Raw genomic sequence first — 12102 nt, forward strand, 5'->3', positions numbered from 1 at the left:
CAACGATAAAACCTTGTCGCCAGGGAAAAACCCGCCGTACGGCAGCCTGCATATAGAGCCACATCGCGTACGGTCGGTTTGAAGATGACGCCACTCGCGCCCACGGCCCCGCTCGTGACGCAGCAGCCGGCGCCGCCCGCGCCGGACAACAAGGGGCCCGGCAAGAAGGGCGAAAATGGCAACGGCAACGGCAAGGGAAACGGAAAAGGGAACGGCGCCAGCAAGGGTCGCGGCGGCGACTGAAACCCGCCGACGCCGCCGACGCCGACTGACTAGGTGCGGCCGGTCTTGTCCTTGCGCGGCAACGCGATCGGTCGGCGGTCGGTCTTGCCGAGCTCACCGTCGAGTCCCGCGGCGGCGAGTTCGGAGGCCGTCGGCAACCGCAGTGACGCCAGGCCCGCGTAGACGTTCCTGCCCAACTCGACCCGGTTCACCGTCACGTGAACGGGTGTCCAGTCCCCGTCGGGACCGACCATGCGCAGCACGCCACTGGTGACACCGGTCGCGAACTCCGCGGCCATCGCGGCCATCGTCGTGGCGCGGTCGTGCGGATGGATCGTCTCCTCGCTGAGCATCACGTTGACGCGCCAGTCGAGGAACGGCACCGGGTCGTCCAGCCATTTCAGCAAGGTCCAGTGCCGCGGATCCACCAGCGCCCGGTACACACCGGGCTGACGCATCCCGTCGACGATGCGCTGGGCCAGCAGATCGTGTTGAAGGCCCGCCCCCTCGCGGACACTGCGCCAGTTCATCGCGCGACAGATCAACCGTTCGCTGCCGTCGGGTTGAATCTCCGGAACCGAGCGCGCCACGAATCCGACGGTGATCGGCTGGCCGCGATAGTCGGTGACATCCCAGGTGTTGCACAGCGTCACACCCGGCTGCGGCCTGATCACCATGCTCAGGACCTCGGCCTCATTCGGGTTCAGGTCGCGCCGGGGCAAATCGTCGGCGAAGACCCGCCCGTGGGTGGGCTGCCGGGCCGGGTCCCAACCGCCGACCTCCAGCGACTGGGGGGTGTCGGTGGCGGTACCCACGTCGAGATCCCAGAACAGCGGGCCGACCAGCGGGCGCTCCGGCGGGGGCTCGTCGGGCGCTCCGGCCCAGAGCTGCACGCCGTGGATCCGTCCGTCGGACATCTGGACGACCTCGGTGCGGATGACGCGGTCGTTCTTCGGCGTGATGCTGCTCAGACCGCTCCCGCTGCGGACCGTCTCGCCGATCGCGGTCTGGATCGCCATCAGGTGGGGGTTGCGGCGCAGGTAGGTGGCGACCGGGACGAGGTCCTTGGTGTAGGCGCCGTGGGCGACGACGGCGGGCTCGGTGCCGAGTGTTTCCACGAGCAGCCAGTCGTGGGTCATGTCGCTGATCCTACCGACGGGCCGGGTGCCCTCCGGGGTGCGCGGCTTCAGTCGAGATGTCCTGTGAGCGCGTGCACGACCAGCCGGAGAACCCGGACAGCGCCGTCCTTGTCCAGCGGGTCGTTTCCGTTGCCGCACTTCGGGGACTGCACGCAGGACGGGCATCCCGACGGGCATTCGCACGCGTCGATCGCCGCCGCGGTGGCCTCCCACCAGCGGTCCATCGTGCGGAATCCACGCGCGGAGAAGCCCGCGCCGCCGGGGTGGCCGTCATAGACGAAGATCGACGGCAGCCCGCCGACGGGCCCGATCGCGGTGGACACCCCGCCGATGTCACCGCGGTCGCAGCTGGCCACCAGAGGCAGCAGGCCGATCGCGGCGTGCTCGGCTGCGTGGAGCGAGCCCGGAACCCGCAGCGGGTCGATACCGCTGTCCTGCAGGGCTTCCGGCGTGATGGTGCACATCACCGCCATCGTCTCCAGGCTGCGGGTGGGCATGTCGAGTTCGACGAAGTCGATCACCTCACCGTTGAGGCGGCGACGCAGGTAACCGGTGACGGTGTTGCTGACCGACACCGGCACCAGTCCCACGGTGACCGGCCCGTGCTGGGCGCGCTCGCCGGGGCCGGTGACGCTGATGTCGGTCAGTTCGCGGGCGAAGGTGGTGTAGCCGGGGTCCTCCGCGTGGACGAAAGCGACGCCGTCCTCGAAATCGAGGGAATCGACGACATAACTCTCACCCTGATGCAAATAGACGGCACCGGGGTGGACCGAGGCCGGCGCCTGGCCGGCGCCGGTGCTGCCCAGCATCCGACCGGTGCCGGCCTCCAGGATCGCGATCTGTCCGCCGGTGGCGCCCCGGATGTCGACCGCGGGGTGCGGGTCGAGCCCCGGCGCGGGGAAGTAGCCGCTCGGCCTGCGGCGCAACAGTCCGTCGTCGACCAGGGTCTCGGCCACCGCCTCGGCGCCCCACATCCGGACCTCCGTCTCGGTCAGTGGTAGTTCCGTTGCAGCGCAGAGCAATTGTGGACCGAGGACGTAGGGGTTTCCGGGGTCGATGACCACCCGTTCGATCGGTTTGTCCAGTAGTGCCGCCGGGTGGTGCACCAGATACGTGTCGAGCGGATCGTCGCGGGCGACGAGCACGATCAGCGCGCCCTGGCCCCGGCGTCCGGCACGGCCGGCCTGCTGCCAGAACGATGCCACCGTCCCCGGAAACCCGGCCAGCACAACCGCATCGAGGCCGGCGATGTCGACCCCGAGTTCGAGCGCGTTGGTGGTGGCCACGCCGCGCAGCTCGCCGTCGGCCAGCGCGCGCTCCAACTCGCGGCGATCCTCGGCGAGATAGCCGGCGCGGTAGGACGCCACCTGAGATGCCAGCTCCGGGGCGGTGTCGGCCAACCGGTCCCGCGCGCCGAGCGCGGTGAGTTCGGCGCCGCGGCGGGAGCGCACGAACGTCAACGTCCGCGCGCCCTCGACGATCAGGTCGGCCATCACCCGTGCCGCCTCGGCGCCGGCCGAACGGCGCACGGGCGCACCGTTCTCGCCGACGAGGTCGGGAATCAGCGCCGGCTCCCACAGTGCGACCGTGCGGGCCCCCTGCGGTGACCCGTCCTCGGTCACCTCGGCCACCGTCTGCCCGATCAACTCCGACGCGGTCACCGCCGGCTGGGCGGTGGTGGCGCTGGAGAAGATGACGGTGGGGCCGGAGAAGTCTGAGCCGCTGTCGGAATACCGTGCGCACAACCGCAGCAGCCGGCGCAGCACCATCGCCACGTTGGACCCGAAAATTCCCCGGTAGTAATGGCATTCGTCGACCACCAGGTACTGCAGGTGACGCAGGAAGACGGCCCAGCGGGCGTGGTTGCGCAGCAGTGACAGGTGGATCATGTCGGGGTTGGAGAAGATCCACCGGGACCGCTCCCGGGCGAAACGTCGCACCTCGGTGGGACTGTCGCCGTCGTACGGGGTGGGCGCGACGTCGGCCAGGCCGGGCACGGCCGCGGTGAGCGCGGCCGCGGAGCGCAACTGGTCATGACCGAGCGCCTTGGTCGGCGACAGATAGAGCGCCCGCGACCGCGGGTTCTCCTTCAACGCCGTCAATATCGGCAGTTGGTAGGCCAGCGACTTGCCCGAGGCGGTACCGGTGCTCAGGACGACGTGCCGCCCGTCCCGGGCCAGGTCGGCGGCCGCCAGCTGGTGCGACCACAAGGCCTCGACACCGCGATCTTGGAACGCCCGCACCACATCTGGGTCCGCCCACCGGGGCCATGCCTGCGGCCTGGCCTGCCGCGGCGGCAGGTCCGCGACATGACGCAGCGGATGCTCGTCCGCGGCGGTCCCGTCGACGGCGCACGCGAGCAGCTCCCGGCCGAAATCCGGCCCCGGATCCGTCACGTCGCTCCCTTCTGATGTCGTCTCGTGTGAATTGTTCACTACGTGATCGCCGCGAGACTGTCGCAGCGGCCCTGAACATGGTTGACTTACGGCGGTCGCAGCTTCTGTGTTCGTGTATCAGCACTCGCAGGAACGACGTTGCGATCGCGGTTCCTGCGAGGGTTGTAGGTCGGGTCGAGTTCCGAGCACTCCACGAAGGTATGGCGGTCGGAACGGGCCCGGTCTGCCGAAAGACGGCGGACCGCACCCGGTGAATACAGAGAAGGAAAGTACGAAAGATGCCACAGGGAACTGTGAAGTGGTTCAACGCGGAGAAGGGCTTCGGCTTCATCGCCCCCGAGGACGGCTCCGCTGACGTCTTTGTCCACTACACGGAGATCCAGGGATCCGGCTTCCGGACCCTGGAGGAGAACCAGAAGGTCGAGTTCGAGGTCGGCCAGAGCCCCAAGGGGCCCCAGGCCACCGGCGTTCGCGCCATCTGAGCGGCCACCAAGACCTCAAGACGCCCCCGCGCCGTCCACCACGACGCCGCGGGGGCGTTCTTATATGCGCGCCCGGGCGGCCGGGTAACGGGGCTGTGAGGCCGCGCTGGCTTAGTGTCTGACGTGTGAGCCAGCTGTCCTTCTTCTCGGCGGAGTCGGTGCCCCCGGCGATCGCCGACCTGACGGGGATCCTGGCTGCGCCCGGACAGGCGGTGCTCGTCGGTGGCGCCGGGGGACAGGCCGCGCGGCTGTCGGTGGTGGTCGATGCGCTGTGGCGGGCCGAGGGCCTGGCCGAGATGATCGCCGACGCCGGTCTGGAGCCGGAGATCGCCCGCACCGACGAGGACAGCCCGCTCGTGCGCACCGCGGTGGACGTCCGGCTGGCCGGGATCGCCGCCGACTGGACCAGGGGAGCGGTCAAGACCGTGCCCCCGCAGTGGCTGCCCGGACCGCGCGAGTTGAGGGCCTGGACGCTCGCGGCGGGCCGGCCGGAGGACGACCGCTACCTGCTCGGGCTGGATCCGCACGCCCCCGACACGCATTCCGCGCTCGCGTCGGCGATGATGAGGGTCGGGATCGCGCCGACTCTGATCGGCACCAGGGGCTCGCATCCCGCGTTGCGGATCAGCGGGCGTCGGCGACTATCGCGCCTGGTAGAGAACGTGGGGGAACCGCCGGGTGAGGGTGTTGCGTTGTCGCAGTGGCCGCGGCTGTAACCGTTCGAAACAGCTCTGACGGGGTAGGGACGGTTTGCGTCGGCAGGCCCGGGGTGTCAAATTGTCACTTGCCGGGGCGGGTGGCATGAATGGATGCATCCCGCGGGCAGCTGGAGAATTGGAGCTGGACAAAGGTGGCTGACGAGGACCGCGGCAGCGGACGTGTGCGGCGACTCGTGATCGTCGAGTCGCCGACCAAGGCGCGCAAGATTGCCGGCTATCTCGGCTCGAACTACATCGTCGAGTCCTCGCGCGGGCACATCCGGGATCTGCCCCGCGCCGCCGCCGACGTCCCGGCGAAGTACAAGTCGGAACCGTGGGCCCGCCTGGGTGTCAACGTCGACGCCGACTTCGAACCGCTCTACATCATCAGTCCGGACAAGAAGAGCACCGTCGCCGAGCTGAAGGACAAGCTCAAGAACGTCGACGAGCTCTATCTGGCCACCGACGGTGACCGCGAGGGCGAGGCGATCGCCTGGCATCTGTTGGAGACGCTGAAACCGCGCATCCCGGTCAAGCGGATGGTGTTCCACGAGATCACCGAGCCGGCGATCCGCGCGGCCGCCGCGGATCCCCGCGATCTGGACAACGACCTGGTCGACGCGCAGGAGACCCGCCGCATCCTCGACCGTCTGTACGGCTACGAGGTCAGCCCCGTGCTGTGGAAGAAGGTCGCGCCGAAGCTGTCGGCGGGCCGGGTGCAGTCGGTCGCGACGCGCATCATCGTCCAGCGCGAACGGGAGCGGATGGCGTTCCGCAGCGCCGGGTACTGGGACGTCACCGCCGAACTGGACGCCAGCGTGTCCGACGCGCAGGCCTCCCCGCCGACGTTCACCGCCAAGCTCAACACGGTCGACGGGCGCCGGGTCGCCACCGGCCGCGATTTCGACTCCCTCGGCGCGGTGAAGAAGCCCGACGAGGTGCTGGTGCTGGACGAGGCGGCCGCCAACGGGCTGGCCGCCGGGCTGCGCGGCGCGCAGCTCGCGGTGTCGTCGGTCGAACAGAAGCCCTACACCCGCCGCCCGTATGCACCGTTCATGACCTCGACGCTGCAGCAGGAGGCGGGTCGCAAGCTGCGGTTCTCGTCCGAGCGCACGATGAGCATCGCGCAGCGGCTGTACGAGAACGGCTACATCACCTATATGCGTACCGACTCGACCACGCTGTCGCAGTCCGCCATCGACGCAGCACGCAACCAGGCCCGCCAACTCTACGGCGAGGAGTACGTGCATCCGACGCCGCGGCAGTACACCCGCAAGGTCAAGAACGCGCAGGAGGCCCACGAGGCCATCCGCCCCGCCGGTGACGTGTTCCAGACCCCCGGTCAGCTGCACAGCCAGCTCGACACCGACGAGTTCCGCCTCTACGAGCTGATCTGGCAGCGCACTGTCGCCTCCCAGATGGCCGATGCGCGCGGCACCACGCTGAGCCTGCGGATCGGCGGCACCGCGCGGGGCGGCGAGCAGGTGGTGTTCAACGCCAGCGGACGCACCATCACGTTCCCGGGTTTCCTGAAGGCCTATGTCGAGAGCCTCGACGAGCAGGCCGGCGGGGAGGCCGACGACGCCGAGAGCCGGCTGCCGAACCTGACCCAGGGGCAGCGCGTCGACGCCAAGGATCTGACCGCGGACGGTCACACCACCTCACCGCCGGCGCGCTACACCGAGGCCTCGCTGATCAAGGCGCTCGAAGACCTCGGGATCGGCAGGCCGTCGACGTACAGCTCGATCATCAAGACCATCCAGGACCGCGGTTACGTCCACAAGAAGGGCAGCGCGCTGGTCCCGTCGTGGGTCGCGTTCGCGGTCATCGGTCTGCTCGAGCAGCACTTCGGGCGGCTGGTCGACTACGACTTCACCGCCGCGATGGAAGACGAACTCGACGCGATCGCCGCCGGAAACGAGCGACGCAGCAACTGGCTCAACAACTTCTACTTCGGCGGTGAGCACGGCGTCGACGGTTCGATCGCCCGCGCGGGCGGGCTCAAGAAGCTCGTCGGCGGCAACCTCGAAGAGATCGACGCGCGAGAAGTCAACTCCATCAAGCTTTTCGACGATGCCGAGGGCCGCGCGGTGAACGTCCGGGTGGGCCGCAACGGGGCCTACCTGGAGCGCATGATCGTCGGCGAGGACGGCGAGCTCACCCCGCAGCGGGCCAACCTCAAGGACGAGCTGACACCGGATGAGCTCACCCTCGAGCTGGCCGAAAAGCTTTTCGCCACACCGCAAGAGGGCCGTTCACTGGGCATCGACCCGGAGACCGGGCACGAGATCGTCGCCAAGGACGGTCGCTACGGTCCGTACGTCACCGAGGTGCTGCCCGAGCCCAAGGGCGACGACGACGGCGAGGCCGGCAGCGGCGCGAAGAAGGCCAAGAAGCCGACCGGACCGAAGCCGCGCACCGGTTCGCTGCTGCGCTCGATGGACCTCGAGACGGTGACGCTGGAGGACGCGCTCAAGCTGCTGTCGCTGCCCCGCGTGGTCGGTGTCGACCCGGCCAGCGGCGAGGAGATCACCGCCCAGAACGGACGCTACGGCCCGTATCTGAAGAAGGGCACCGACTCCCGGTCGCTGGCCACCGAGGATCAGATCTTCTCCATCACCCTCGACGAGGCGTTGAAGATCTACGCCGAGCCGAAACGGCGTGGGCGCCAGGGCGCGGCGACCCCGCCGCTGCGCGAACTGGGCAACGACCCGGTGTCGGGCAAGCCGATGGTGATCAAGGACGGCCGCTTCGGGCCCTACGTCACCGACGGGGAGACCAACGCGAGCCTGCGTAAGGGTGACGACGTGCTGTCGATCACCGATGAGCGGGCCTCCGAGCTGTTGGCCGACCGCCGCGCGCGGGGCCCGGTCAAGCGCACGAAGAAGGCCGGGAAGAAGGCGCCGGCCAAGAAGGCGGCCAAGAAAGCCGCGAAGAAGGCCTGACCCGATCTACATCAACCGCGGTCGCCGGCGATCTCCGGGTTGACGTCGCGCGGCGAGACCAGGTTCACCGGACGGGCCAGCTGGGTCGGGGCGGTGCGCCCGCGCAGCTCGACGATCTCGCCGACGTCCCAGCACAGCGCCTCGGCGTCGAGCGCGTCGGCGACCGCGATCGACGACGCGAGCACGTGCCCGGGTTCGAGCTTGGCCAGCTCGGTCAGCCGGGCCGCCTCGTTGACCGGGTCGCCGATCACGGTGTATTCGAAGCGGGCCTGCGCACCGATGTGGCCGGCGATCGCCCGGCCCGCGGACACGCCGATGCCGAAGTCGGTCTCGCCGAGCACCCGGATCAGTTCGTCGTGCAGCTCGCGGGAGGCCGCCAGCGCGGCACCGGACGCATCGGGGTGTTCGATCGGCGCGCCGAAGATGGCCAGCGCCGCGTCGCCCTGGAACTTGTTGACGAAGCCGCCGTGCCGGTTGACCGTGTCGACGACGACGCGGAAGAAGTCGTTGAGCAGGTTCACCACGTCGGCGGCGGGCCTGGTCGCGGCCAGGTGTGTCGAGCCGACCAGGTCGACGAACAGCACCGCGACGTCGCGTTCCTGACCACCGAGCTCGGTCCCCCGTTCCAGCGCCCGGCGGGCCACGTCCTCGCCGACGTAGCGGCCGAACAGGTCGCGTAATCGTTGCCGCTCGGCCAGGTCGCGCACCATGTCGTTGAAGCCGGCCTGCAGCAGGCCCAGCTCGCTGGCGTCGTAGATCTGCATGTGGGCGTTGTAGTTGCCGCGCTGCACCTCGCCGAGCGCCCAGCGCAGCTGGCGCAGCGGGTCGGCGATGGACATCGCCACCAGCACGGTGCTGGACAGCCCGATCACCAGCGCGACGATCGCCAGCAGCAGGATCGTGGTGATCAGCCGGTCGGCGGGTGCGGTCAGCACCTCGAACTTGCTGGCGACCAACGCGAGCACGATCGCCAGCACCGGCACGCCGGTGGACAGCACCCACGTCAGGACCTGGCGCAGGATGACCCCGGGCGCCCGGAAGTCCTCCGGCACCCCGCCGCGCAGGGCGGCCACCGCCACCGGCCGTAGCACCCGCTCGGACTGCAGGTAACCGATGATCGCGGTCGCGGTGGCGCCAAGACCGGTCGCCACCGCCACCACCGGCGCGGACTTGCTGGCCACCGGCCAGCTGGCCACGATGAACACCACCGACCCGAGCAGCCAGTTCGTCGCGCTGATCAGCGACCGGTACCACGGCATCTTCAGCGCCCGCATGCGGGCGACCTCGGTGTCGGTCGGGTGGCGGTCGCCGAGCAGCATGTCGCGGCGTTGCCAGCGCATCACCGGGATGAGCATGCGCAGGCTCACATACGACGCAACCGTGAACGAGACGAACAGGTAGCCCAGGAAAACGGCGAGGTTGAAGGCGGGCAGGTCCTGCAGCTGGATGCGGTCCTCCGGCGGCAGGCCGAAGCGCAGGAAGCCCAGCACCAGCAGCGCGCCGATGATGTCGGCCTGCAGCATGCCCAGCATGAACACCGGCCACGGCGTGCGCGCGACCCAGCGGACGAATGCACTGATTCGTCCCACTTCGATCGGTTCGGCGGCCACCCGATAACCGTATCGGGCTCTGCTGACGCGGAAGGGGCCTCTGGTACGGACGTGTCGGTTCGCAGCATTACTGTTATCGGCGATGGCCGGGGTTTTCTCGCGACTGGTGGGTCAGGACGCTGTGGAGAAGGAGTTGATCGCGGCTGCGCGGGCGGCTCGCGGTGATTCGACTCACAGCTCCGGCGGCGAGATGGCCGGGGACACCGGAACGATGACGCATGCCTGGCTCATCACCGGCCCGCCCGGGTCCGGCCGGTCGGTCGCGGCGCTGTGTTTCGCCGCCGCGCTGCAGTGCACCTCCACCGGCACGCCCGGATGCGGCGAGTGCCGGGCGTGTTCGACGACCATGGCCGGCACCCACGCCGATGTGCGCCGCATCATCCCCGAGGGGCTGTCCATCGGCGTCGACGCGATGCGCACGATCGTGCAGATCGCGTCGCGGCGGCCCGGCACCGGCCGCTGGCAGATCGTGGTGATCGAGGACGCCGACCGGCTGACCGAGGGGGCGGCGAACGCGCTGCTGAAGGTGGTCGAGGAGCCGCCGCCGTCGACGGTGTTCCTGCTGTGCGCGCCGTCGGTGGACCCCGAGGACATCGCGATCACCCTGCGGTCGCGCTGCCGTCACGTCGCGCTCGTCACCCCGCCGGTGGACGCCATCGCCAAGGTGCTGATGGAGTCCGACGGGCTGCCCGAGAAGGACGCGGTGTGGGCCGCGTCGGTCAGCGGAGGCCATGTCGGGCGGGCCCGCCGGCTGGCCACCGACGAGCAGGCGCGGGAGCGGCGCAAACGCGCGCTCGGGCTCGCCCGGGATGCCGCGACGCCGTCGCGGGCGTACGCGGCCGCCGAGGAGTTGGTAGCCACCGCCGAAGCCGAGGCCAAGGCGCTGACCGAGGACCGCAACGAGGCCGAGGCCGAGGAACTGCGCACCGCGCTCGGTGCGGGTGGCACCGGGAAGGGCACCGCCGGCACGATGCGCGGCGCCGCCGGAGCGCTCAAGGACCTGGAGAAACGCCAGAAGTCCCGGCAGACCCGAGCGTCGCGGGACGCGCTGGACCGCGCGCTGATCGACCTCGCGACGTACTTCCGGGACGCGTTGCTGGTGGCTTCGGGGGCCACCGGTGTCGTGCCGAACCATCCGGACATGGCGGACAAGGTCGCGGCGATGGCCGCGCACGCGTCGCCGGACAAGCTGCTGCGCTGCATCGAGGCCGTCCTCGAATGCCGCGAGGCGCTCGCGGTCAACGTCAAGCCGAAGTTCGCGGTCGACGCCATGGTCGGCACCGTCGGTCAGGCACTGCGCAGCTGAGTTGGGCCGCCGGGAGGCCCTGCCGTAGACTCATCCCGCCCGACAGCGCCGCCTTAGCTCAGTCGGCAGAGCGATTCACTCGTAATGAATAGGTCGGGGGTTCGATTCCCCCAGGCGGCTCCACTGATGTCGATGGACATCGCATTTCGTTCTGATCCTCACGTGGGGTCGAAATGCAGCATCGGCACGACGTTCTAAGGTCTAAAGTCCCGGCCGTGCGCTTCACGTTCCACTCTCGGGCTGTGAGACCCCTGATGCATACTTTGGGGGCGGGAGCGACGACATTTGCCTAGGGGAAGGTGGAGCTCCGACGATGGCAGTGGATATCTTCAAGGACCCGTTGTTCACACGGCGGGAAGTGTCTGTCTATCTCCAGATTCCTCGCTCCACCGTGGACCAATGGCTCCATGACGGATCGCGTGGCGACGCTCCGCTTGTGCATCACGTAGAGGTTGGCCGGAGGGGTGCAGCATCCGTGCCGTTCGCCGCTCTGGTCGAAGCTTTCGTTCTGCGGGCTCTGCGAAACGAACTTGGCTTCACCAAGCGCCAAATCGCCGACACCGTAGTCGATGTCCGAGAGACATTCGGCACGGACTTCGCACTCGCGAGCAAGCGAATCGCCACGGACGGTATCGACATATTCATCCATCACGCAGACGATGAGTTCGCTCGTGTCGGGGATCGACAAATCCTGATCCGTGACGTAGTCGGCGATTACCTCCGTTACATCACCTGGGACGACGAAGGCGAATATGCGGCACGCTTGAAGCTGCGTGGGTTCGGGGACGATGCGAGCGTGGTTGTGGATCCGAAATTCGCGTGGGGGCAGCCCGTCATCGAGCGAAATAAGGTGCCGATCCAAGCCGTGATCGACCTGTGGGCCGCCGGTGAATCTCTGACCGTTGTGGCTGATGAGTACGGGTTGAGTGTTTCGGAGACCGAAGAGATATGCCGCGTTGGCCTCAAAAGAGCCGCCTGAGTTCTTTCTGGATCGAAGCCTCGGCAAGCGTGTGGCGGCGGGGCTGATCGAGCGAGGATGGCGAATGCCGGGGCGGCTTGTTTGCTGTCTCTGCAAACGGGGTACGGAGAACCTGGCCCTGACAGACGTTGATCGCGTCGAAGAACTAGTGGCGCGTCAGCGCAGCGCCGACACGCCCTCGCCGGCCAGCTCGCCGCGCACCGCGCCGACGCGTCCGGTCATCGCCAGCAGCAGTGCCTCACCGGGCCCGCGCACCTCGGGACCGCGCCCGGCCGACCAGTCCAGATCCGTCGCGACAAGCCGCACGCCGCGGGTGCGGCGCGCC

Annotated in this window: 9 protein-coding genes, 1 tRNA gene and 1 pseudogene; 7 read left to right on the forward strand and 4 right to left on the reverse strand. The window is 68.9% G+C overall.

Translation table 11 applies throughout. The features are described 5' to 3' along the window. Positions 1-84: 84 nt before the first annotated feature. Positions 85-243: a hypothetical protein gene (locus ASJ79_RS32080; protein ID WP_156448351.1), complete on the forward strand. Its 159-nt coding sequence runs from the start codon at positions 85-87 to the stop codon at positions 241-243. Between the two features lie 29 nt (positions 244-272). Here the strand turns inward: ASJ79_RS32080 and ASJ79_RS09120 are convergent, their stop codons facing one another. Beyond that, positions 273-1361: a PAS domain-containing protein gene (locus ASJ79_RS09120; RefSeq protein WP_067954388.1), complete on the reverse strand. Its 1089-nt coding sequence runs from the start codon at positions 1359-1361 to the stop codon at positions 273-275. A 47-nt stretch (positions 1362-1408) separates the two neighbouring features. Further along, complete coding sequence (locus ASJ79_RS09125) at positions 1409-3757, reverse strand: DEAD/DEAH box helicase (protein ID WP_067954389.1); 2349 nt, start codon at positions 3755-3757, stop codon at positions 1409-1411. Positions 3758-4035: 278 nt separating this feature from the next. On the opposite strand from ASJ79_RS09125, the gene ASJ79_RS09130 reads away from it, so the two are divergent. The 3 genes from ASJ79_RS09130 to topA all read left to right on the forward strand — a co-directional run bounded on the left by ASJ79_RS09130 (position 4036) and on the right by topA (position 7882). Continuing rightward, positions 4036-4239 (forward strand): cold-shock protein, encoded by a 204-nt coding sequence (locus ASJ79_RS09130; RefSeq protein ID WP_003882601.1) that lies wholly within the window; start codon positions 4036-4038, stop codon positions 4237-4239. 125 nt (positions 4240-4364) lie between these two features. After that, positions 4365-4955 (forward strand): hypothetical protein, encoded by a 591-nt coding sequence (locus tag ASJ79_RS09135; RefSeq protein ID WP_067954390.1) that lies wholly within the window; start codon positions 4365-4367, stop codon positions 4953-4955. Positions 4956-5089: 134 nt separating this feature from the next. After that, positions 5090-7882, forward strand: a complete 2793-nt coding sequence (gene topA / locus ASJ79_RS09140) for a type I DNA topoisomerase (protein ID WP_067954391.1) — start codon at positions 5090-5092, stop codon at positions 7880-7882. Between the two features lie 11 nt (positions 7883-7893). On the opposite strand, the gene ASJ79_RS09145 is transcribed toward topA, so the two are convergent. Continuing rightward, positions 7894-9576 (reverse strand): adenylate/guanylate cyclase domain-containing protein, encoded by a 1683-nt coding sequence (locus tag ASJ79_RS09145; protein WP_369803633.1) that lies wholly within the window; start codon positions 9574-9576, stop codon positions 7894-7896. Between ASJ79_RS09145 and ASJ79_RS09150 the strand changes: the two genes are divergently transcribed. The 3 genes from ASJ79_RS09150 to ASJ79_RS09160 all read left to right on the forward strand — a co-directional run bounded on the left by ASJ79_RS09150 (position 9575) and on the right by ASJ79_RS09160 (position 11777). Continuing rightward, positions 9575-10798, forward strand: coding sequence for a DNA polymerase III subunit delta' (locus tag ASJ79_RS09150; protein WP_067954393.1), 1224 nt, complete (start codon positions 9575-9577; stop codon positions 10796-10798). The two genes, ASJ79_RS09145 and ASJ79_RS09150, sit on opposite strands and share 2 nt — an antisense overlap. A gap of 47 nt (positions 10799-10845) precedes the next feature. Beyond that, positions 10846-10921 (forward strand) — tRNA-Thr (locus ASJ79_RS09155). A gap of 190 nt (positions 10922-11111) precedes the next feature. After that, a complete protein-coding gene (locus ASJ79_RS09160; RefSeq protein WP_067954394.1) occupies positions 11112-11777 on the forward strand; it encodes a DUF433 domain-containing protein in 666 nt (221 codons plus the stop codon). A 156-nt stretch (positions 11778-11933) separates the two neighbouring features. Here the strand turns inward: ASJ79_RS09160 and ASJ79_RS33100 are convergent. Then, positions 11934-12102: pseudogene (locus tag ASJ79_RS33100) on the reverse strand (hypothetical protein); the annotation flags it as partial.

Origin of the sequence: Mycobacterium sp. NAZ190054 (assembly GCF_001545925.1) — a bacterium.
Classification (GTDB): Bacteria; Actinomycetota; Actinomycetes; order Mycobacteriales; family Mycobacteriaceae; genus Mycobacterium.